Genomic DNA, 20,572 nt, shown 5'->3' on the forward strand with positions numbered 1-20,572 from the left:
TGGCATTTTTATTGGTCTGATTTAGCGAAAATTTACTCGCCCTTCACGCGCTCAATTTTGGCACCCAGCGCACGCAGTTTATCTTCGATACGTTCGTAGCCACGGTCGATATGATAGATACGGTCAACGATAGTTACCCCGTCAGCGATACAACCCGCCAATACCAAACTAGCAGAAGCACGTAGATCAGTGGCCATCACCTGAGCACCGGACAGTTGCTCAACACCATAACAGATCACGGTATTGCTCTCGATTTCAGCATGTGCGCCCATGCGAATCAGCTCAGGTACGTGCATGAAACGATTTTCGAAGATAGTTTCGGTGATAACGCCCGTCCCTTCCGCCACTAGGTTCAACAAGCTGAACTGGGCCTGCATATCCGTTGGAAAGCCAGGGTGTGGCGCGGTGCGGATTGTCACCGCTTTAGGCCGCTGCCCATGCATGTCGATGCTGATCCAGTCATCACCAACTTCAATATCAGCGCCTGCTTCGCGGAGCTTAGCCAATACAGCATCCAGCGTATCAGGGCGAGTCTGACGACAGACAACTTTACCGCCAGAGATAGCCGCAGCAACCAGGAAAGTACCGGTTTCAATGCGGTCAGGCAGTACACGATAGACACCACCACCTAAGCGCGCAACGCCCTCGATGGTAATACGGTCAGTCCCTGCGCCGCTGATTTTAGCACCCAGTGTATTCAGGAAATTCGCGGTATCGACAATTTCAGGCTCACGGGCTGCGTTTTCAATCACTGTGGTGCCTTCAGCCAAAGTCGCAGCACTCATAATGGTCACTGTTGCGCCAACGCTCACTTTGTCCATCACGATATGCGCGCCTTTCAGGCGGCCATTGACGGAGGCTTTCACGTAGCCCTCTTCCAGCTTTATTTCAGCACCCAGCTGTTCTAAACCGGTGATATGCAAATCAACCGGACGCGCGCCGATAGCACAACCGCCGGGCAAAGAGACCTGCCCTTTACCAAAACGAGCTACCAGTGGCCCCAGCGCCCAAATAGAGGCACGCATGGTTTTGACTAAATCATAAGGTGCGCAAAACTCATTTACATCACGAGCATCAACAAAAACGGAACCCGAGCTATCCCGTTCAATCTTGGTGCCTAATTGGCCGAGCAGCTTAATCGTGGTATCAATGTCTTTTAGCTTTGGGACATTTTGCAGTTCTACCGGTTCTTCAGCTAATAACGCAGCAAATAATATTGGCAATGCGGCGTTTTTCGCGCCGGAAATAGTGACTTCACCGCTTAGGCGAGTCCGCCCCTGCACACGAAACTTATCCATTGTGACCACTCTCTGTTGTCAAATTCGAATTCACTGCCCGCCTTAGAACTGTTTCGATAGCGCTAAACAGTCCACCAGCCAACAGTATTAAAAGCCGTTTAGCTTGCGATCCCGCTGCCACTCTTGCGGCGTATAGGCCTTAATCGATAAGGCATGAATACGGTTATCAGCGATATATTCCATCAAAGGCGCATACACAGCCTGCTGTTTTTTCACCCGGCTCATGTCGGCAAACAACTCACCGACCACAATCACCTGAAAGTGGCTACCATCACCGGTAACATGCGCTTCTTGTAGTGCCAATGCTCGCATCAACACGTCTTTAATTTCGTTAGTATCCATAAGATTCTTTCTATTTTATGAGGATCATGGTTTTAAGAGGAGCATAGCCAGCCAAACATATTAGTGGAATACGGCGAGCTCCGAAACTAAAGAAAAGCCCCTGTCACATAATTATATTCAGGGGCTTAAAAACTTTAGTTTTTTGTTTTGGAAATAGGTGACACAAAAGCTCGCCACCTTAATTCCGCTTGCTACGTGCTGGTTTTTTCGGCTGGGATAGCGGTTTCCACCGAAGTGGCTGCTTCTACCGGGATGATATCCCGAAGGTTGTACAGCTCAATCAGGGTCGACAACCGATCACTGACACCGGTAATGGTGAGTGAGACACCCTGCTTGCTTCGCAGTTCACGAAAGTGCACCAGTAATGCCAAACCGGATGAATCGACACGCTGTAATTGGCTGACATCAATATAGGTTTTATCCGCCAGCAATGCTTCGCGCTGCTGCCAAAGAGGCAACAGCGTTTCACGATCCAACTCACCTTGCAGTACCAGCGTTTCCTGCTGGGAGTGCCAGCTCAGTTCATTTGCCATCATTATTGCTTATCTAAGGTAATCGGCTGTTTCGCCGCAATCAGCAGCTGTTGAGTCAAGCCATCCACACCTTTCTGACGCAGAATGGAAGCCCACTCATTTTGCTTGGTGCTGATCATGCTAACCCCTTCGGCTATCATATCAAACGCCTGCCAATGACCCGTTTGGCTATTTTTACGCCATTGAAAATCTAAGCGCACCGGCGGGCGACCATTGGGATCAAGGATAGTCACACGGATAGCCACGATATTGGCATCACCCAGTGGTTGGTCTGGTGCAACGTCGTAAGTTTGGCCGTGGTACAACGCCAATGCCTGACCATATGCCTGTTCCAGATATTGGCTGAAGGCATTGAAGTAAGCTTCACGTTGCGCAGGCGTTGCCGTCTTATAATAGCTGCCAAGTACCAGTGCGCCGGCATACTTGATCTGAACGAATGGCAACAACTCTTCACGTACGATGGTGCGTAAATAGTCTGGGTTTTGTTTGATCTTAGGTTGTTCAGTTTTCAGGCGCGTGAATGTTCTTTGCGCCGCTTCATCCATCAGACGGTACGGGTTGGTTTGATCGACAGCATTCGCCAGTGGGGCAACCACCAGCAATGCGACCATAAGTAAACGTTTAAACATTCAGATACCCTTTTATGGCTGTTGAGTTGCAGGCAAGCTACCATTTGCTGCCGGTGTTGGTGCTCCAACCGCTGCTGCTGGATCACTCGCTGGCGCACCAGAATTACCATCCCCGCCACTTTTGTACAAGAACTGGCCGATAAGATCTTCCAGAACCAAGGCTGATTTGGTGTCTTGAATGATGCCACCCTCTTTCAGAATACTGGTGCCCATGTCCGGATCTTCAAAACCGACATTCAGCGCCAGGAACTGCTCACCTAACAAACCAGATGTACGGACCGCCAGTGAACTGGTATCTGGGATATGGTTATAGCGCTGCTGAATATCGATCGCCACACGAGGGCTGTAGTTTTTGGTATCCAGAGTAATATCGGCCACCCTCCCAACCACCACGCCGCCAATCTTGACCGGCGAATTGGTTTTCAGGCCACCAATATTGTCAAAATTTGCGTAAATCCGGTAAGTTGGCTGATTACCCACGGATTTAATATCTGCAACTTTGAGGCAGAGGAAGATAACTGCCAGTATAGCAATCAGTATAAACGCGCCTACCCAGACTTCACTTCTCTTCGTTTGCATCGACTCAGTTCCCAAACATCAGTGCTGTCAGCACAAAATCTAATCCCAATACCGCCAGCGACGAATGCACCACGGTACGGGTCGTTGCCCGGCTAATCCCTTCAGACGTTGGGATCGCATCATAACCATTGAACAGCGCAATCCAGGTCACGGTAATGGCAAATACCAGACTCTTAATCAGGCAATTCAGTAAATCTGTACGCCACTCAACTGCATTCTGCATCGCCGACCAGAAGAAACCGCCGTCGATCCCTTTCCAGTCAACACCGACTACCGAGCCACCCCAGATACCGACAGCAACAAAAATCGCGGTCAATAATGGCATGCTGATCAGACCCGCCCAGAATCGAGGAGCGACCACCCGCCGCAGCGGATCGATAGCCATCATTTCCAGACTGGAGATCTGCTCCGTGGCTTTCATCAGGCCGATCTCGGCGGTCAAGGCAGAACCGGCGCGACCCGCGAACAGCAGTGCCGTTACCACTGGTCCCAGCTCACGTAGCAGTGACAGTGACACCATCATGCCGAGGCTGGCTTCCGCGCTGTAGGTGGTCAGGATCAAGAAGCCCTGCAACCCCAGTACCATGCCGATAAACAGGCCGGAAACCACAATAATCAGCAGGGATTGCACCCCGACGCTATACAGCTGTTTGACCAATAGTGGCCACTGTTTTCGCGGTTCAGGCCGCCCAATGAGGGCATTGAACAGCATTAAACCTGCGCGACCAAAGGAGGCGCAGACATTAATGCCTCGGCGACCTAAAGACGCTAACGATTCGACTAACATGAATACTCCATCAACCTATACCCTTCATTCTTGAAGTTGCCGTGGTGCTAACTGCAACTCCAATTATCTTGGCTCTAATAGCTCGGTTTTATAATCCCCAGCGGGGAAACGGAAAGGCACCGGCCCGTCAGCAATACCATCGAGGAACTGGCGCACCCGCATATCGTCGTTGGCTTGCAACTGTTCAGGTGTTCCTTCAGCAATAACATGCTGATCTGCAACAATATAGGCATAATCAGCAATACTGAGCACTTCGGGTACATCATGGGAAACCACCACACAGGTGACGCCCAGCGCATGATTCAGCTCATCAATCAGTTTTACCAGGACCCCCATGGTAATAGGGTCCTGACCGACAAACGGCTCATCAAACATAATCAACTCAGGATCGAGAGCAATCGCCCGCGCCAATGCCGCACGGCGTGCCATACCGCCAGAAAGCTCAGCGGGCATCAGATTGGCCGCCCCGCGTAGCCCCACCGCTTCCAGCTTCATCATCACCGTGCTGTGCAGCAACTCTTCCGGCAAACGGCTATGTTCGCGCAGTGGAAAAGCCACATTTTCGAATACGGTTAAATCGGTAAATAGCGCCCCGGATTGGAATAACATGCTCATTTTCTTGCGCACATCATACAAACGCTGACGTGAAAGCGCCGGAATATTATCACCATCAAACCAGATTTCGCCGCTATCCGGTGTCAGTTGCCCACCAATTATCCGCAGCAGCGTGGTTTTACCAATACCTGAAGGCCCCATAATCGCCGTCACTTTGCCGCGCGGGACCGTCATATTGATATCGGCGAATATCGGGCGCTCACCACGGGTGAAACTCATCCCATGGATCTCTATCAAATTCGACGCCATTTGATTCATTATCATTCGTCCCTTGAGCCTTTTATTACTCATCCAGCCGCCAATGCTACATCAAATGGCGGCAACGAGCGCAATTGGGAAGTAGTTTGGCAATTTATTACCGCTTTTTCGTGGCCAAAGTTGCCATAAGTTTTACTTTTCTGGCTCTCACAGTCAAAATTAGAACCTAAGCAAAAATAAGCGTGAAAACCTATTGTCAGCCATTTTTTGCCAACGGGCTATCTGTTACCAGCAGCCAATGGATCGGGATTATACCTAATAAAGGACTCTGCATGTTTCTTGCGATAACACTATTAATCGTTGGTTTAGTCTTATTAGTGTATGGCGCCGATCGATTAGTCTACGGCGCTGCGGTGTTATCCCGCTCTTTCGGTATCCCGCCGCTTATTATCGGGATGACCATTGTGGGGATCGGCACATCGCTACCGGAGTTGATTGTTTCGGTGACTGCGGCCCTCAATAATCAAACCGATATGGCGGTCGGCAATGTGCTGGGCTCCAATATTACCAACCTGCTGCTAATTGTGGGGGGAGCGGCCTTAATACGCCCGTTGACTGTGCGCTCAGAGATTTTGCGCCGGGAGTTACCCTTAATGTTGGTGGTCACGGTGCTGTGTGGCTTCCTGTTGGCCGATAATCATCTCAGCCGTGGGGATGGGATTATTTTACTGCTGGCGGCGGCGGCATTTATTGTCCTGATGCTTAAAATTGCGCGACTGGCCCATGCGGAGGGAAATGATATCCTGACCCGCGAACAGTTGGCTGAGTTGCCGCAGGACAGCAGCACGACCGTGGCCTTATTGTGGCTGGTGCTGGCCTTCATTATCTTACCGCTGTCAGCCAAAATGATTATCGATAACGCGACAGTCATTGCTCGGGTCGCGGGCGTCAGTGAGCTGGTGATTGGGTTGACCGTGATTGCTATCGGCACCAGTTTGCCGGAACTGGCTACCTTCATCGCTGGCGCGTTGAAAGGGGAAGATGATATGGCGGTGGGTAATATCATCGGATCGAACATTTTTAATATTGTGATTGTCTTAGGTGTACCTGCACTGCTCTCCCCCGGTGATATTAACCCTGAAGCTTTCCAGCGGGATTATTGGGTGATGCTTGGTGTCAGTGTGATATTTACGATTCTTTGTCTGGGCCGTAAACATCGAATCGGCCATATGGCAGGTGCTCTGTTATTATGTGGGTTTATCGCTTATCTTGCGGTGCTGTTCTTCGCCCCTTTTAGTGTGGCGTAACATAAACAATGCTGCGCACGGGAACCAAGTATGTCTTCTTTTGATTCGCAACCAAGAATGGATTTTCAGCAGGCGGGTAAACAGGTATTACGCATTGAGCGCGAAGGACTGGCACAGCTCGATCAATACATTAATGACGATTTCGCCAACGCCTGCGAAGCCATATTTAATTGCCATGGCAAAGTTGTGGTGATGGGGATGGGTAAATCAGGCCATATTGGCTGCAAAATTGCGGCGACCTTTGCCAGCACAGGTACGCCTGCCTTTTTCGTCCATCCCGCAGAAGCCAGCCATGGCGACCTGGGCATGGTCACACCGCAAGATATCGTCTTGGCTATCTCCAATTCAGGCGAGTCAAACGAGATTCTCGCGTTGATCCCGGTACTCAAGCGCCAGAAAATTAAGCTGATCTGCATGAGCAAAAACCCTGACAGCACCATGGGTAAAGCCGCCGATATTCACTTGTGCATCAAAGTTCCGCAAGAAGCTTGCCCGCTGGGTCTGGCCCCCACCACCAGTACCACCGCCACGTTGGTGATGGGTGATGCTCTCGCCGTGGCATTGTTACAGGCGCGCGGGTTCACCCAAGAAGATTTTGCCCTCTCCCATCCGGGCGGAGCACTTGGGCGCAAGTTGCTGTTACGAATCAGCGATATCATGCACACTGGCGCAGAGATCCCGCACGTCAGCCCTGATGCTTCATTGCGCGATGCATTACTGGAGATTACTCGGAAGAATCTGGGTTTAACCGTCATCTGTGACGATCTGATGATGATTAAGGGTATCTTTACCGACGGTGACTTGCGCCGGGTATTCGATATGGGCGTTGATTTGAATAATGCGAAAATCGCCGACGTGATGACCAGCGGCGGTATTCGGGTTAGCCCGACCATGTTGGCGGTGGATGCGCTCAACCTGATGGAGTCACGTCATATTACGGCAGTGTTGGTGGCTAACGGTGAGCAACTGCTCGGCGTGGTGCATATGCACGACATGCTCAGAGCCGGTGTCGTTTAACAAAGGATAAATTATGAGCAGCACCGTCTATTTGGACACATGTTACGGCCCCATCGCTGAGAGCGTCATGCAACGCGCGGCCAACATTCGCCTGCTAATCTGTGATGTGGATGGCGTGATGTCCGATGGCCTGATTTACATGGGTAATCAGGGCGAAGAGCTGAAAGCATTCAACGTGCGCGATGGCTATGGTATCCGCTGCCTGATAACCTCAGGCATTGAAGTAGCGATTATTACCGGCCGCCGCGCTAAATTACTGGAAGACCGCGCTAACACCTTAGGCATTACCCACCTTTATCAAGGGCAATCTGATAAGCTGGTCGCCTATAACGAATTGTTGCAAGCAGTCAACTGCCAGCCTGAACAGGTAGCTTATATTGGCGATGACCTGATTGATTGGCCAGTCATGGCGCAAGTGGGATTATCTGTCGCGGTGGCCGACGCCCATCCGTTACTGCTTCCCAAAGCGCATTATGTGACGCAAATCAATGGCGGGCGCGGTGCGGTACGCGAGGTATGTGATTTGATATTATTGGCCCAAGATAAACTCGACGGTGCCAAAGGATTGTCGATATGAGTAAAACAAGACTATGGATAACCCTATCCCTGGCATTGATTGTTTTGGCATTGATTGGCTGGAATATGTCCGGTTTTAACCAGCAGGACGCGCAACCCGTGGCTGATAATAATGAGCCCTCTTCGCAAAGCCAGCATACTGTGACCGTGGTGTTTAATCCGGTCGGGCAGTTAAGTTATAAATTGGTCGCGGAAGACGTGCAAAATTTCAACACTCAGGAGCTGACGTGGTTTACCAAACCGGTCATGACGATGTTTGGTGATAATGCGGTTGCCACCTGGACAGTTCGGGCCGACCGCGCCAAGCTGACCAATGATAAAATGCTTTATTTGTATGGTCATGTTGAGGTCGATAGCCTGACTCCAGATGCACAATTGCAAAAAATTAAAACTGATAACGCCCAGGTTAATTTGATCACTCAGGATGTATCCTCAGACGATGAAGTTACCCTCTTTGGTGTTGGATTCACGTCTAACGGCATGAAAATGCGTGGGAACTTGCGGGACAAAACCGCCGAGCTGATTGAAAAGGTTAAAACCTCTTATGAAATCCAAAAATAAAATGCGCCATCTTTTGCTTGCCAGTTCACTTTTGGCCGCAAGTCTGCCCGCTCTGGCTTTAACGGGTGATACTGATCAGCCCGTCAAAGTTGATTCAGCCAAGCAAGCGTTGGATATGCAGGCGAATACCATCACCTTCACCGACAACGTCATTATCAAGCAAGGCACCATCGAGATTAAAGCGGATAAAGTGGTGGTGACCCGTCCTGGCGGTGATCAGAGCAAAATGGTCATCGAAGGTTATGGTAACCCAGTCACCTTCTACCAGATGCAAGACAGCGGTAAGCCCGTCAAAGGCCATGGTCAAAAATTGCGTTACGAAGTCGCAAATGATTTTGTGGTGTTGACTGGCAATGCTTATCTGGAGCAACTTGATAGCAATATCAAAGGTGATCGCATCACTTATCTGGTGAAAAAACAGCAGATGGAAGCCTTCAGTGACAAAGGCAATCGCGTCACAACCGTACTATTACCGTCCCAATTACAAGACAAAGGGCCAGCAGCTTCAGGCCAAAAGAAGAGTAAGTAATCATTTATGGCAACATTAATCGCAGAAAAGCTGGCTAAGGCGTACAAAGGCCGTAAAGTGGTCGAAGACGTTAGCCTGAGTGTAAAGTCCGGTGAGATTGTGGGTCTGCTTGGGCCAAACGGCGCAGGTAAGACCACCACTTTTTATATGGTCGTCGGCATTGTCCAGCGTGACGCCGGGCGCATTGTGATTGATGACGAAGATATCAGCCTCTTGCCTCTCCATGAACGCGCTCGTCGCGGCATTGGTTATTTACCGCAAGAAGCCTCCATCTTCCGCCGCCTGAGTGTATTTAATAACCTGATGGCGGTGCTAGAAATCCGTAAAGACCTCACTGCAGAACAGCGTCAAGAACGGGCTGATGAGTTGATGGAAGAGTTTCATATCACCCATCTGCGTGACAGTCTGGGGCAATCACTCTCTGGTGGTGAACGCCGCCGGGTTGAAATTGCCCGCGCATTGGCGGCAAATCCTAAGTTTATTCTGCTGGATGAGCCATTTGCTGGGGTTGACCCAATTTCTGTTATTGATATCAAAAAAATTATCGAACATCTGCGCGACAGTGGTCTTGGTGTACTGATTACCGACCATAACGTGCGTGAAACGTTAGACGTTTGTGAGCGGGCTTATATTGTAAGCCAAGGGCACTTAATCGCTCACGGCACACCACAGGAAATTTTGGCTGACGAACAAGTTAAACGTGTCTATCTGGGTGAAGAGTTCCGTCTCTAATCTTCTCCCAAGATGTATCGCAAGATTGTTTTCGGCCATTAAGGAAAATTGATACCGCATTATGAAGCAAGGTTTGCAACTCAAGTTCAGCCAACAACTGGCAATGACTCCGCAGCTTCAACAGGCTATTCGTCTGTTGCAACTTTCTACACTTGAACTCCAGCAGGAGATTCAGTTAGCGCTGGAGAGCAACCCCCTGCTTGAGCAAACGGATCTTCATGAAGAGATAGATGCCAAAGAAACGGTAGACAGCGAATCCCTTGATACCCGCGAAGCGCTGGAACAAAAAGATATGCCAGAAGAGTTGCCACTGGATGCCACCTGGGATGAGATCTACACCGCAGGTACGCCATCAGGAATGGGCAACGATTACAGTGATGATGAGTTGCCAGTCTACCAGGGTGAAACCACCCAAACGCTGCAAGACTACCTCATGTGGCAGGTGGATTTGACCCCCTTCTCTGAGACCGATGCTGCCATCGCGACCTCCATCGTCGATGCGGTTGATGAAACCGGCTACCTCACCGTTCCGCTGGAAGATATCCTGGAAAGCATGGGCGACGAGAGCATCGCGCTGGACGAAGTTGAAGCCGTACTCAAGCGGATACAGCACTTTGATCCTATTGGTGTAGCAGCACGCAACCTACGCGAATGTCTGCTGGTGCAACTATCGCAATATGCCAAAGATACCCCTTATCTTGCCGAAGCGCGCTTGGTCGTTAGCGATTATCTGGATTTGCTAGGCAACCATGATTTCCGCACAATGATCCGCTTAAGTCGGTTAAAAGAAGATACACTTAAGGAAGCGATCGCCCTGATTCAATCACTGGACCCGCGACCGGGCCAGTCGATCAATACCGGCGAATCTGAGTATGTCATTCCCGATGTTTTAGTTCGCAAAGACAAAGATCAATGGACGGTCGAGCTAAATGCCGATAGCATTCCACGCCTAAAAATTAATCAACACTATGCTGCAATGGGTAGCAATACCCGCAATGATAGCGACGGGCAGTTTATCCGCAGCAATCTGCAAGAAGCAAAATGGTTGATAAAAAGCCTTGAAAGCCGCAATGAAACGCTGCTGAAGGTTGCGCGTTGTATTGTAGAGCAGCAGGTAGCATTTTTTGAAAATGGGCCTGAGTTTATGAAACCCATGGTACTGGCTGATATTGCCCAAGCCGTTGATATGCATGAATCGACAATCTCCCGCGTGACTACGCAGAAGTTCCTGCACAGCCCTCGGGGGATTTTCGAGCTGAAATATTTCTTCTCCAGTCACGTCAATACCGAGAGCGGAGGCGAAGCCTCTTCCACCGCAATTCGTGCACTGGTGAAAAAATTGGTTGCGGCAGAAAATCCTGCCAAACCCCTTAGCGACAGTAAACTGACCACACTATTATGTGAACAAGGCATCATGGTGGCACGGCGAACCGTCGCGAAGTACCGAGAGTCGTTATCCATCCCGCCGTCAAATCAACGTAAACAGTTGGTTTGACCTGAACTGAGAAGGAAGACACTATGCAGCTCAATATTACCGGACATCATGTTGAAATAACCGAAGCATTACGCGAGTTTGTTACCACTAAATTTGCCAAACTTGAGCAATATTTTGATCGCATTAACCAAGTGTACGTGGTTTTAAGTGTCGAAAAAGTAAAACAAATTGCAGAAGCCACGGTGCATGTGAATGGAGGCGAGTTGCACGCGAGTTCAGAGCAGGAAGATATGTACGCCGCGATTGATATTTTGGTTGATAAACTGGCCCGCCAGTTGAACAAGCATAAAGATAAATTGAAACAACATTAAGAATCCTTGTAGCTATACCCAAAGTACGTGGAGTTGTAGAGGTGTTCACTGCGACTCCACGGGCGAAAGGTATAAGGTTCTATACGCGCTACATAACCTGATCCCGCAGCATAAATCGCCGCGGGATCAGGCTTAAAACAGCGCTTAAGTGAAAGATGAGATGATCAACGATCCAGCATTGCAATTAAGCTCGGTATTAAATATCGAGTGCACCAAAAGCGCCGTACATTGCGCAAGTAAAAAACGGGCTTTGGAAATTATCAGCGAGTTGGCTGCCAAACAGCTAAACCTGCCTTCACAGGTCGTTTTCGATGCTGTATTGACCCGCGAACGCATGGGCAGTACCGGCATTGGTAGTGGCATCGCGATACCTCATGGCAAGCTGGAGGAAGATACGCTGCGCGCCGTGGGTGTATTTATCCGCTTGGAACAACCCATTGCCTTCGATGCTATTGATAATCAACCTGTTGATCTATTATTTGCCTTGTTGGTTCCGGCAGATCAATGTAAAACTCACTTACACACTTTGTCTTTAGTGGCCAAGCGATTAGCTGATAAAACAGTGTGTCGCCGCCTACGTGCTGCACAGAGTGATGATGAGCTTTATCAGATCATTACGGAATTACCGCCAGAAACAGCGTAAACAGGTAAAGGGTGCCTTAGCAGCACGGGTCGATTCGCAGATCCGGCTGTTATAGCCGGAATGTCGATTCATAATAGTGGCGATGAGCGCCAAAGAGATACCAAGGGGAGTCACTCACATGGTGCTGATGATTGTCAGCGGCCGTTCCGGTTCAGGGAAGTCTGTTGCTTTACGCGCATTGGAAGATATGGGCTTTTACTGTGTCGATAACTTGCCCGTGGTTCTGCTGCCGCAATTGGCAAACACACTTGCCAGTATGAATATCTCAGTGGCGGTGAGCATAGACGTGCGCAATATGCCGGAATCTCCTGAGGTATTTGAACACGCCATGACTCAACTACCGGACAGCTTCTCACCACAGTTGCTGTTTTTGGATGCTGATCGCAATACCTTGATTCGTCGCTACAGTGATACCCGTCGCTTACACCCACTCTCAGCGAAAAATCTGTCACTAGAAAGTGCTATCGATGAAGAGAGTAGCCTGCTGGAGCCTCTGCGCTCACGGGCTGATCTGGTTATCGATACCTCTGAAATGTCAGTGCACGAGTTAGCTGAGATGCTGCGTACCCGCTTGTTGGGTAAACGTGAGCGCGAACTGACGATGGTGTTTGAGTCATTTGGCTTCAAGCACGGGATTCCCATTGATGCAGATTATGTTTTCGACGTACGTTTCCTGCCGAACCCACACTGGGACCCGAAACTACGCCCGATGACCGGTCTGGACAAACCTGTAATCTCCTTCCTTGATCGCCATACCGAAGTACACAACTTTGTTTACCAGACGCGCAGCTATCTGGAACAGTGGCTGCCCATGCTGGAAACCAATAATCGCAGTTATCTGACGGTGGCTATTGGTTGTACCGGCGGCAAGCACCGCTCGGTCTATGTTGCTGAACAATTGGCAGATTATTTCCGCGCTCGTGGCAAAAATGTCCAATCACGCCACCGTACTCTGGAAAAACGTAAACAATGACCGTCAAACAGACCGTTGAGATCAAGAACAAGTTGGGGATGCACGCCAGACCCGCAATGAAATTGTTCGAGCTGGTTCAGAGTTTTGATGCAGAAGTGATGTTACGTAATGACAGTGGAACTGAAGCTGAAGCCAGCAGTGTGATTGCACTGCTGATGCTGGACTCGGCGAAAGGCCGTCAGATTGAGGTTGAAGCGACCGGCCCTGATGAGATTCAGGCGCTAAGTGCGGTGATTGAACTGTTCAATTCGGGATTTGACGAGGATTAAGGGTTCAGTCGATGTGATCACGCAAGCCACAGCTTTAACAACCGAGCCAGTCACTGAACAAATAACATCTAAACAAACATAACCAGCACATACCCTAACTTAAGATATTTGAAATCAAAATATACTGGGTAATCGTTTGCTAATCATAAAAAATGCGGCTTTTGCCCCTTGCAGAGAAATGGCACGCGAGTATAATTCGCCACAATTTGCCGGGAGATATGATGAAAAGCTGCTTAGATTTCGCTCAACATCGTCGTTTTGTTGAAAATGACCCGATTGATGGCCGACAAAATGGCCAGCCAGCAGGCAGCAAACTGCCGTGGTTTCTCCCGTTGCTAAACCGATCCTGTCAGGCCCCTCATTGAGGGGCTTTTTTTTGTCTATCGATCGGGCCGAATTTTACATCAACCACATTAAAACCAATTAAGAGCCCGCGACCACGGGCAGTCACAGAGGAGAGCGAAAAATGGCCAACCCGTTGTATCACAAGCATATCATCTCAATTAATGACTTATGTCGCGATGACCTGGAACTGGTGCTACGTACTGCCGCCAGCCTGAAGAACCATCCGCAACCTGAGCTGTTAAAACATAAAGTGATCGCCAGTTGCTTTTTCGAAGCTTCAACCCGCACCCGTCTGTCATTCGAAACCTCGATTCATCGTCTGGGCGCATCCGTGGTCGGTTTCTCTGACAGCAGCAATACGTCGCTAGGCAAGAAAGGCGAGACACTGGCCGATACCGTGTCGGTGATCAGCACCTATGTGGATGCCATCGTCATGCGTCACCCACAGGAGGGCGCAGCCCGACTGGCGGCACAATTCTCCGGCAATGTACCGGTGGTCAATGCCGGTGACGGTGCAAACCAGCATCCAACGCAAACTTTGCTCGACTTATTCACCATTCAGGAAACCCAAGGGCGACTGGATAACATCAATATCGCCATGGTCGGTGACCTGAAATATGGCCGTACCGTGCACTCCCTGACGCAAGCGCTGGCAAAATTCGACGGCAATCGCTTCTTCTTTATCGCCCCCGATGCGCTGGCAATGCCCGCCTATATCCTGCAAATGTTGGACGAAAAAGGGATCGAATATAGCCTGCACGAAAGCATCGAAGAAGTGGTCGCGGATCTGGATATTCTCTACATGACCCGCGTACAAAAAGAGCGCCTTGACCCGTCAGAATACGCCAATGTCAAAGCACAATTTGTTCTACGCGCAGCGGATTTGAATGGCGCACGGGATAATCTCAAAGTGCTGCACCCACTGCCACGCATTGATGAAATCACCACCGATGTCGATAAAACGCCTTACGCCTACTATTTCCAACAGGCGGGGAATGGGATTTTTGCACGTCAGGCGCTGCTGGCACTGGTCTTAAACGCTGAATTGGCTCTTTGAGGGAGAATTGAACATGACTCAGGATTACAAACTACAGGTTGAAGCGATTAAATGTGGCACCGTGATTGACCATATTCCGGCGCAAATCGGGTTCAAATTGCTATCGCTATTCAAACTGACGGCGACGGATCAGCGTATTACCATCGGCTTGAATTTGCCATCCAAACGCTCAGGGCGTAAGGACCTGATTAAAATAGAAAATACCTTTCTGACTGAGCAACAAGCCAACCAATTGGCGATGTATGCCCCAGACGCGACCGTCAACCGCATCGATAACTACGAAGTGGTGAAGAAACTCACCCTCAGCCTGCCAGAGCAGATCGACGGCGTTCTCACCTGCCCGAACAGTAACTGCATCAGCCACAATGAGCCAGTCGACTCCAGCTTCAAAGTGAAGGCCAAATTGGGCGAGATCCACCTGAAGTGCCAATATTGCGAGAAAGAGTTCGATCATCAAGTGGTGCTGCAAGCGGATGAAGTGTTGTAAATGGATGGCAAGCTGTAAGCAAATTAACACGGTGACCCGTAGCAAACTTAGTGCGTGCGGGTTGCCGTTATTCATCCCAGCTTTATAATAGTAGCGATAATTATACCCGATAGATTTCATGATGCAGCCAACACACCTGCCACTTGAAAGATAGCGGGTATATCTTTTCTGCATCACGTAAACCAGGAGTCACCATGTCACGCATTATCAGCACTGAACTTGCCCCTGCCGCCATTGGCCCTTATGTCCAAGGTGTTGATTTGGGCAGCATGATCTTCACTTCCGGCCAGATCCCGGTTGACCCTAAAACCGGTCTGGTGGCTGATGATGTTTCAGCTCAGGCACGTCAGTCACTGGAAAATGTGAAAGCTATCGTCGAAGCGGCTGGCCTGAAAGTGGCCGATATCGTGAAAACCACGGTATTCGTGAAAGATTTGAATGATTTCAGTACAGTTAACGCCACTTACGAAACCTTCTTCAATGAGCACAATGCACCCTTCCCGGCGCGTTCATGTGTTGAAGTCGCCCGTCTGCCAAAAGATGTCAAAATCGAAATCGAAGCTATCGCGGTACGTCGTTAATTCTGATGTCATTGCGCCCACGGCTGGTGATCGCCAGCCGTGTTTTACTGCTCCTCCATGAATACTTCCACCCTCTTTTCTCTGTGCTCCATTGCAGATCATCATGCTCAGATGTGGCAATTTTCTGCCCATAAATAAAGCAGCAGGCTCACTTATTGCCCCCTAATAGTGCTGAAATCGCGCTAATCCCCCTTATTTTGCCTGTTTTACGAGCTGGCACAGTTTATGCCTGATCCTGACTACAGCCTGTTCTGTTAGCGAGGTGATAATGCTGAACATCGACCTTTCCGCATCACGATTTTTCGATGAAATGTTACTGGCGCAGGGACAACACCGAAGCCATTACGACGCCTACTGGCAATGGTTACAACAGGCCGATCAGCTGACAATTGCGCGTAAGCGTGAAGAAGCTGCACTGCTGTTTCACCGGGTGGGCATTACCTTCAATGTGTATGGTGATGATGATGGTGCGGAGCGCTTAATCCCGTTCGATAGCGTGCCACGTATTATTCCCGCCAGTGAATGGCAGATGTTGGACCGTGGCATTCGTCAACGTGTTCAAGCGCTGAATGCGTTTCTGCATGATATTTACCACGATCAACACATCCTAAAAGCAGGGATTATTCCGGCTGAACAAGTGTTAGCCAATGACCAATATCAGCCCTGTATGCAAGGGGTAAACCTACATCGCGACACCTACGCACACATCATTGGCGTGGATATGGTGCGTAACAGCGATGGCCTCTATTATGTGTTGGAGGATAACCTGCGCACCCCGTCCGGCGTCTCCTATATGCTGGAAAACCGCAAAATGATGATGCGGCTCTACCCGGAACTGTTTGCGCAGCAACGTATTGCTCCGGTTGAGCGCTACCCTTCCCATCTATTGCAAACCCTGCGCGAAAGCACGCCCGTTAACGATCCTACCGTGGTGGTACTGACCCCAGGTCGCTTTAACAGCGCCTATTTTGAGCACAGTTTTCTGGCGCAACAGATGGGGGTCGAGCTGGTTGAAAGCGCGGATCTGTTTGTCAAAGAGGGGGCGGTCTTTATGCGCACCACCGCCGGCCCTTGCAAGATAGATGTGATCTATCGGCGAGTGGATGATGCCTTCCTCGATCCACTGGCTTTCCGCCCTGACTCGATGTTAGGTATCCCCGGACTGCTGTCAGTCTATCGGGCTGGTGGGGTGGTATTGGCTAACGCAATTGGTACTGGCGTTGCAGATGATAAATCTATCTATCCCTATGTACCGGACATGATTCGTTTTTACCTCACCGAAGATCCTATTCTGGCGAATGTCCCCACCTGGCAATGCCGCCAACCTACTGATTTATCTTATGTGTTGGCTAATCTGGATCAAATGGTGGTGAAAGAGGTACATGGTGCGGGGGGCTATGGCATGTTGATCGGTCCCGCCGCCACACAAGCGGAGATTGCCCAATTCCGCCAATTGCTACTGGCGCGGCCACAAAACTACATCGCACAAGAGACCCTCGCGCTCTCGACCTGCCCGACCTTTGTGAACAACGGCCTGGCCCCGCGCCACATTGATTTGCGCCCTTTTGCCCTGTCTGGCGCGGAAATTCGTTTGGTACCCGGCGGTCTAACCCGCGTGGCTCTGGCGGATGGCTCACTGGTGGTTAACTCCTCGCAAGGCGGCGGCACCAAAGACACTTGGGTATTGGAGGATGATGCATGCTAAGCCGAACAGCCAGCGAGCTTTATTGGATGGCCCGTTATCTTGAGCGGGCAGAAAACATCACGCGGGTACTGGATGTCACCAATCGACTATCGATGATGCCCACCAGCACCCGCGTGAATTTTGATTTACTGGTGCCTCTCAGTTTAAGCAACACCCAAGCCTTGTTTGCCGAACACTATCCGCAGGTCTCCATGACCCACCTGCTGAATTTCTTCGTACTCGACAGCAATAACCCCAGCAGTATTTTTAGCTGTTTACAGATGGCTTGGAACAATGCCCATGCAGTACGCGGTAGCTTGTCGTCCGAGGTATGGGAAAGCATCAACGCCACTTGGATTGAGATGAAACAGCTGCGGCGACAGGGGATCAGCGCCGCCGGTATCGATGCCTTTTTTGACTGGGTTAAGGAGCGCTCACATCTCTTTCGTGGCGCGGTTTACGGCACCTTGCTGCGCAGCGATGCGCTCTATTTTATTCGTCTGGGCACCTTGATTGAGCGGGCTGACAGCACCGCACGTCTGTTGGATGTGAAAAACCAATTACTGGATAACGACGATGACCCGGTGCGCGAATACTACCGAATGGACACCTTGCTGCGGGCCGTCAGTGCGCGTGAGGCATACCACAGCCTGTACAAACAGCAACTTAGCCGCGAGGCGATTGCGGAACTATTGATTCTACGCAACGAGATCCCACGCTCCCTGCTGGCCTGCATCAACGACATGGAGCAGCAGTTGGAATTGATTGGCGGCAATCGCAGTAATCAGCCACGGCGGTTGGTCAGTATCTTGCTTGCCGAGCTGCGTTTTAGCAGCATTAACGATGTGATGGCTGATGGCCTGCACATCTATCTGATGGATTTTTTAGGCAAGATCAATGCGATCGCTGACAGCATTCGTCAAACCTATCTGGAGGTCCAATGAGACTGAATGTCGATCACAGTACCCATTACACCTATGCACAGCAAGTGCAGCACAGCACGCAATATCTGCGCCTGACACCACAAGATTCTGCCCACCAGCGGATTTTATCCTGGCAACTGACCTTGCCGGAAGAGGCCATCTGCACCACTGATGCCTTTGGCAATGTGCTGCACGTGCTGACACTGGATAAACCCCATCAAGCCATCACCATTCAGGCTCAGGGTGTGGTGGAGATTGAAGATAACGTGGAGGATGACAGTGGCGACCATCTCTCCCCACTGGTGTTTCTGCGCCACAGCCCACTCACTCAGCCGGACACCGCCATCCGCCAATTTGCTTCAGGTTATTGTCAGGGCGCGCCCCATGCAGATGCGCAATTGGATTGTCTAACACTGATGATGGGCGAGCTGCTGGCAAAAATGCCCTACAGCCCCGGCACCACGACGGTCCAAGACAGTGCAGCCCAGGCTTTTGCCGCCGAGCAAGGGGTATGTCAGGATCACACTCACGTCTTTCTTGCCTGTTGCCGAAGTTTAAATATTCCGGCACGCTATGTAAGCGGCTATCTTTATACAGAATCCTCCAGTCATGTCGCGACCCATGCGTGGGCAGAAGTGTGGCTGGGTGGGCATTGGCAGAGCTTTGACGTCACCAATAACACCTGCAAACCGAATCAGCATTTGAAACTGGCGGTGGGCATAGACTATCTGGATGCCTGCCCAGTGCGCGGTATTCGCCGAGGCGGTGGCTATGAAGATATGCAAACCATTGCTGCTGTGCATATGTTATCGACCCCACGACGTGATTTGTCGCAATAAAAGGACTCATTTTTATGACCTACTGTGTGGCCATGCGGCTGTCGTCCGGGTTAGTGTTTGCTTCCGATTCCCGAACCAATGCCGGAGTGGATCATATTTCCACTTTTCGTAAATTGCATCTGTTCCAGCAAGAGGGCGAACGAACGCTGGTGGTGCAAAGTGCGGGCAATCTAGCGACCACACAGAGCATTGTCAGTTTACTGCAACGCCGCTGTTTGGACCCCGAACAAACCAACCTGATGAATGTCGGTTCAATGTACGAAGCTGCCACCCTGTTGGGTGAAACGGTGCGCGAGGTGATCAACCGGGACAGCGGCGCGCAGCAAAACAGTGGCGGTACAGATTTCAACTGTAACCTGTTGTTAGGTGGGCAGATTAAAGGCGAAGGGCTACGGCTGTTCCACATCTATCCGCAGGGTAATTTTATTGAAGCCACCCAGGACACGCCCTATTTTCAGATTGGCGAGAGTAAATATGGTAAGCCCATTATTGATCGTGTGTTGAGTTACGATACCGCGCTGGATCAGGCGATGCAGTGTGCATTAATTTCGATGGACTCGACTTTGCGCAGTAATTTGTCAGTGGGCTTGCCGCTGGATGTGATGATCTACCCCCTCGACAGTTTCAGCACCGAGCAGCAGTATCGAATCACCGAGGATCACCCCTATTTTATGATGATCCGTAAGGGGTGGGGCGAGGGGTTAGTGAGTATTTTTGCGCAGTTACCGGTGCTGAGGTTAGCGCCATGATGGATCAGATCAAGTTTCGGTTGATAGACGTTCAGGTTATCGGTTCGGTTGACATGAGAGCAGCGTTCACTTGACCTCCAGCGCCTCAACCGCCAAAGGGGCCATAAGCGTGGCCCCTTGTGGAATCCCGCGCTTCGCACGTATCGCTTGCCCACTTCGTGGGTTCCCTCAATCATCGTTTCGGCTGACGGACCGGGCCGATTCACTCCTGTTCAAGCGGCCCTCGCTCGGCATCCATGCCTCGCGTCCTACCTCCACTCTTCACTCGGCAGCTCAAATGTGCTTTTAACATCAAAATCTAAAAATGGGTTTGGTTTTGAATTGGTTTTTGACCTTGAGCGCAGTCAGGAATATTGCCGACAAAGATTGCAGGCCGAATGAGCCGCATGGACGCGGCGAAAGGGGCTGTCGAGCTGGGAGCGAGTCAGCCCCGGTTCGAACAGCCGGCAAGCTGCCGGAGGGCACTGCGACAGCAGTAATATTTCGCGCAAGCCGCAGGTGCAGGAGGGCCGG

25 protein-coding genes are annotated in these 20,572 nt (G+C 50.5%); 18 read left to right on the forward strand and 7 right to left on the reverse strand.

Annotation, left to right across the window (positions count from 1 at the left end; all coding sequences use genetic code 11):
* Window positions 1-32: 32 nt before the first annotated feature.
* The 7 genes from murA to mlaF form a co-directional block, all read right to left on the reverse strand.
* Window positions 33-1,298 (reverse strand): UDP-N-acetylglucosamine 1-carboxyvinyltransferase, encoded by a 1,266-nt coding sequence (gene murA / locus ACZ76_RS06610; RefSeq protein WP_048617907.1) that lies wholly within the window; start codon window positions 1,296-1,298, stop codon window positions 33-35.
* Between the two features lie 87 nt (window positions 1,299-1,385).
* A complete protein-coding gene (ibaG, locus tag ACZ76_RS06615; protein ID WP_005276613.1) occupies window positions 1,386-1,640 on the reverse strand; it encodes a BolA family iron metabolism protein IbaG in 255 nt (84 codons plus the stop codon).
* A gap of 191 nt (window positions 1,641-1,831) precedes the next feature.
* Entirely contained in the window at window positions 1,832-2,173 is a 342-nt protein-coding gene (mlaB, locus tag ACZ76_RS06620; RefSeq protein ID WP_048617909.1) for a lipid asymmetry maintenance protein MlaB, read from the reverse strand.
* A gap of 2 nt (window positions 2,174-2,175) precedes the next feature.
* Window positions 2,176-2,802, reverse strand: coding sequence for a phospholipid-binding protein MlaC (mlaC, locus tag ACZ76_RS06625; RefSeq protein ID WP_048617911.1), 627 nt, complete (start codon window positions 2,800-2,802; stop codon window positions 2,176-2,178).
* 12 nt (window positions 2,803-2,814) lie between these two features.
* Window positions 2,815-3,381, reverse strand: a complete 567-nt coding sequence (gene mlaD / locus ACZ76_RS06630; RefSeq protein WP_048617913.1) for an outer membrane lipid asymmetry maintenance protein MlaD — start codon at window positions 3,379-3,381, stop codon at window positions 2,815-2,817.
* A 4-nt stretch (window positions 3,382-3,385) separates the two neighbouring features.
* Window positions 3,386-4,168 carry a lipid asymmetry maintenance ABC transporter permease subunit MlaE gene (gene mlaE, locus ACZ76_RS06635; RefSeq protein WP_048617915.1) on the reverse strand — a complete coding sequence of 261 codons (783 nt, stop codon included), beginning with the start codon at window positions 4,166-4,168 and terminating at the stop codon, window positions 3,386-3,388.
* A gap of 63 nt (window positions 4,169-4,231) precedes the next feature.
* Window positions 4,232-5,041, reverse strand: a complete 810-nt coding sequence (gene mlaF / locus ACZ76_RS06640) for a phospholipid ABC transporter ATP-binding protein MlaF (RefSeq protein ID WP_048617917.1) — start codon at window positions 5,039-5,041, stop codon at window positions 4,232-4,234.
* Between the two features lie 272 nt (window positions 5,042-5,313).
* Between mlaF and ACZ76_RS06645 the strand changes: the two genes are divergently transcribed.
* The 18 genes from ACZ76_RS06645 to ACZ76_RS06730 all read left to right on the forward strand — a co-directional run bounded on the left by ACZ76_RS06645 (window position 5,314) and on the right by ACZ76_RS06730 (window position 20,059).
* On the forward strand, window positions 5,314-6,288 hold the full coding sequence (locus ACZ76_RS06645; protein WP_048617919.1) for a calcium/sodium antiporter: 975 nt from the start codon (window positions 5,314-5,316) through the stop codon (window positions 6,286-6,288).
* A 30-nt stretch (window positions 6,289-6,318) separates the two neighbouring features.
* Complete coding sequence (gene kdsD, locus ACZ76_RS06650) at window positions 6,319-7,305, forward strand: arabinose-5-phosphate isomerase KdsD (RefSeq protein WP_048617920.1); 987 nt, start codon at window positions 6,319-6,321, stop codon at window positions 7,303-7,305.
* A 13-nt stretch (window positions 7,306-7,318) separates the two neighbouring features.
* Window positions 7,319-7,882 carry a 3-deoxy-manno-octulosonate-8-phosphatase KdsC gene (gene kdsC, locus ACZ76_RS06655; RefSeq protein WP_048617922.1) on the forward strand — a complete coding sequence of 188 codons (564 nt, stop codon included), beginning with the start codon at window positions 7,319-7,321 and terminating at the stop codon, window positions 7,880-7,882.
* Entirely contained in the window at window positions 7,879-8,442 is a 564-nt protein-coding gene (lptC, locus tag ACZ76_RS06660) for an LPS export ABC transporter periplasmic protein LptC (protein ID WP_048617924.1), read from the forward strand. Before kdsC ends, lptC begins: the two co-directional genes overlap by 4 nt.
* Window positions 8,426-8,971, forward strand: a complete 546-nt coding sequence (gene lptA, locus ACZ76_RS06665; RefSeq protein WP_048617926.1) for a lipopolysaccharide ABC transporter substrate-binding protein LptA — start codon at window positions 8,426-8,428, stop codon at window positions 8,969-8,971. The genes lptC and lptA overlap by 17 nt, the downstream gene beginning before the upstream one ends.
* A gap of 6 nt (window positions 8,972-8,977) precedes the next feature.
* Entirely contained in the window at window positions 8,978-9,703 is a 726-nt protein-coding gene (lptB, locus tag ACZ76_RS06670) for an LPS export ABC transporter ATP-binding protein (RefSeq protein WP_005276593.1), read from the forward strand.
* A gap of 61 nt (window positions 9,704-9,764) precedes the next feature.
* Window positions 9,765-11,198 carry an RNA polymerase factor sigma-54 gene (gene rpoN / locus ACZ76_RS06675; RefSeq protein ID WP_048617928.1) on the forward strand — a complete coding sequence of 478 codons (1,434 nt, stop codon included), beginning with the start codon at window positions 9,765-9,767 and terminating at the stop codon, window positions 11,196-11,198.
* A 23-nt stretch (window positions 11,199-11,221) separates the two neighbouring features.
* Window positions 11,222-11,509, forward strand: coding sequence for a ribosome hibernation promoting factor (gene hpf, locus ACZ76_RS06680; protein WP_004392031.1), 288 nt, complete (start codon window positions 11,222-11,224; stop codon window positions 11,507-11,509).
* A gap of 160 nt (window positions 11,510-11,669) precedes the next feature.
* Window positions 11,670-12,152 carry a PTS IIA-like nitrogen regulatory protein PtsN gene (gene ptsN, locus ACZ76_RS06685; RefSeq protein ID WP_048620221.1) on the forward strand — a complete coding sequence of 161 codons (483 nt, stop codon included), beginning with the start codon at window positions 11,670-11,672 and terminating at the stop codon, window positions 12,150-12,152.
* A gap of 118 nt (window positions 12,153-12,270) precedes the next feature.
* Complete coding sequence (gene rapZ / locus ACZ76_RS06690; RefSeq protein WP_048617930.1) at window positions 12,271-13,125, forward strand: RNase adapter RapZ; 855 nt, start codon at window positions 12,271-12,273, stop codon at window positions 13,123-13,125.
* Window positions 13,122-13,394 (forward strand): PTS phosphocarrier protein NPr, encoded by a 273-nt coding sequence (gene npr, locus ACZ76_RS06695; protein ID WP_048617932.1) that lies wholly within the window; start codon window positions 13,122-13,124, stop codon window positions 13,392-13,394. Before rapZ ends, npr begins: the two co-directional genes overlap by 4 nt.
* 466 nt (window positions 13,395-13,860) lie before the next feature.
* On the forward strand, window positions 13,861-14,796 hold the full coding sequence (gene pyrB / locus ACZ76_RS06700) for an aspartate carbamoyltransferase (protein WP_048617934.1): 936 nt from the start codon (window positions 13,861-13,863) through the stop codon (window positions 14,794-14,796).
* Between the two features lie 13 nt (window positions 14,797-14,809).
* A complete protein-coding gene (gene pyrI, locus ACZ76_RS06705) occupies window positions 14,810-15,283 on the forward strand; it encodes an aspartate carbamoyltransferase regulatory subunit (RefSeq protein ID WP_048617935.1) in 474 nt (157 codons plus the stop codon).
* A gap of 194 nt (window positions 15,284-15,477) precedes the next feature.
* Window positions 15,478-15,864 carry a 2-iminobutanoate/2-iminopropanoate deaminase gene (gene ridA, locus ACZ76_RS06710; RefSeq protein ID WP_048617937.1) on the forward strand — a complete coding sequence of 129 codons (387 nt, stop codon included), beginning with the start codon at window positions 15,478-15,480 and terminating at the stop codon, window positions 15,862-15,864.
* 268 nt (window positions 15,865-16,132) lie between these two features.
* Window positions 16,133-17,569, forward strand: a complete 1,437-nt coding sequence (locus tag ACZ76_RS06715; protein WP_048617939.1) for a circularly permuted type 2 ATP-grasp protein — start codon at window positions 16,133-16,135, stop codon at window positions 17,567-17,569.
* Window positions 17,563-18,492: an alpha-E domain-containing protein gene (locus tag ACZ76_RS06720; protein ID WP_048617941.1), complete on the forward strand. Its 930-nt coding sequence runs from the start codon at window positions 17,563-17,565 to the stop codon at window positions 18,490-18,492. The genes ACZ76_RS06715 and ACZ76_RS06720 overlap by 7 nt, the downstream gene beginning before the upstream one ends.
* Window positions 18,489-19,310, forward strand: coding sequence for a transglutaminase family protein (locus tag ACZ76_RS06725; RefSeq protein ID WP_048617943.1), 822 nt, complete (start codon window positions 18,489-18,491; stop codon window positions 19,308-19,310). Before ACZ76_RS06720 ends, ACZ76_RS06725 begins: the two co-directional genes overlap by 4 nt.
* Before the next feature lie 14 nt (window positions 19,311-19,324).
* Complete coding sequence (locus ACZ76_RS06730) at window positions 19,325-20,059, forward strand: proteasome-type protease (RefSeq protein ID WP_048617945.1); 735 nt, start codon at window positions 19,325-19,327, stop codon at window positions 20,057-20,059.
* Window positions 20,060-20,572 lie beyond the last annotated feature (513 nt).

Source organism: Yersinia aleksiciae (genome assembly GCF_001047675.1).
Taxonomy (GTDB): domain Bacteria; phylum Pseudomonadota; class Gammaproteobacteria; order Enterobacterales; family Enterobacteriaceae; genus Yersinia; species Yersinia aleksiciae.

Coding starts and splice junctions, on each gene's coding strand:
- kdsD (WP_048617920.1), top strand. CDS start 6,319: ATGTCTTCTTTTGATTCGCAACCAAGAATGGATTTTCAGCAGGCGGGT.
- ACZ76_RS06720 (WP_048617941.1), top strand. CDS start 17,563: ATGCTAAGCCGAACAGCCAGCGAGCTTTATTGGATGGCCCGTTATCTT.
- ACZ76_RS06725 (WP_048617943.1), top strand. CDS start 18,489: ATGAGACTGAATGTCGATCACAGTACCCATTACACCTATGCACAGCAA.
- mlaE (WP_048617915.1), bottom strand. CDS start 4,168: ATGTTAGTCGAATCGTTAGCGTCTTTAGGTCGCCGAGGCATTAATGTC.
- murA (WP_048617907.1), bottom strand. CDS start 1,298: ATGGATAAGTTTCGTGTGCAGGGGCGGACTCGCCTAAGCGGTGAAGTC.
- ACZ76_RS06730 (WP_048617945.1), top strand. CDS start 19,325: ATGACCTACTGTGTGGCCATGCGGCTGTCGTCCGGGTTAGTGTTTGCT.
- ACZ76_RS06645 (WP_048617919.1), top strand. CDS start 5,314: ATGTTTCTTGCGATAACACTATTAATCGTTGGTTTAGTCTTATTAGTG.
- ibaG (WP_005276613.1), bottom strand. CDS start 1,640: ATGGATACTAACGAAATTAAAGACGTGTTGATGCGAGCATTGGCACTA.
- ridA (WP_048617937.1), top strand. CDS start 15,478: ATGTCACGCATTATCAGCACTGAACTTGCCCCTGCCGCCATTGGCCCT.
- pyrB (WP_048617934.1), top strand. CDS start 13,861: ATGGCCAACCCGTTGTATCACAAGCATATCATCTCAATTAATGACTTA.
- lptB (WP_005276593.1), top strand. CDS start 8,978: ATGGCAACATTAATCGCAGAAAAGCTGGCTAAGGCGTACAAAGGCCGT.
- rapZ (WP_048617930.1), top strand. CDS start 12,271: ATGGTGCTGATGATTGTCAGCGGCCGTTCCGGTTCAGGGAAGTCTGTT.
- ptsN (WP_048620221.1), top strand. CDS start 11,670: ATGATCAACGATCCAGCATTGCAATTAAGCTCGGTATTAAATATCGAG.
- hpf (WP_004392031.1), top strand. CDS start 11,222: ATGCAGCTCAATATTACCGGACATCATGTTGAAATAACCGAAGCATTA.
- lptA (WP_048617926.1), top strand. CDS start 8,426: ATGAAATCCAAAAATAAAATGCGCCATCTTTTGCTTGCCAGTTCACTT.
- mlaF (WP_048617917.1), bottom strand. CDS start 5,041: ATGAATCAAATGGCGTCGAATTTGATAGAGATCCATGGGATGAGTTTC.
- mlaD (WP_048617913.1), bottom strand. CDS start 3,381: ATGCAAACGAAGAGAAGTGAAGTCTGGGTAGGCGCGTTTATACTGATT.
- mlaC (WP_048617911.1), bottom strand. CDS start 2,802: ATGTTTAAACGTTTACTTATGGTCGCATTGCTGGTGGTTGCCCCACTG.
- rpoN (WP_048617928.1), top strand. CDS start 9,765: ATGAAGCAAGGTTTGCAACTCAAGTTCAGCCAACAACTGGCAATGACT.
- lptC (WP_048617924.1), top strand. CDS start 7,879: ATGAGTAAAACAAGACTATGGATAACCCTATCCCTGGCATTGATTGTT.
- pyrI (WP_048617935.1), top strand. CDS start 14,810: ATGACTCAGGATTACAAACTACAGGTTGAAGCGATTAAATGTGGCACC.
- npr (WP_048617932.1), top strand. CDS start 13,122: ATGACCGTCAAACAGACCGTTGAGATCAAGAACAAGTTGGGGATGCAC.
- kdsC (WP_048617922.1), top strand. CDS start 7,319: ATGAGCAGCACCGTCTATTTGGACACATGTTACGGCCCCATCGCTGAG.
- mlaB (WP_048617909.1), bottom strand. CDS start 2,173: ATGGCAAATGAACTGAGCTGGCACTCCCAGCAGGAAACGCTGGTACTG.
- ACZ76_RS06715 (WP_048617939.1), top strand. CDS start 16,133: ATGCTGAACATCGACCTTTCCGCATCACGATTTTTCGATGAAATGTTA.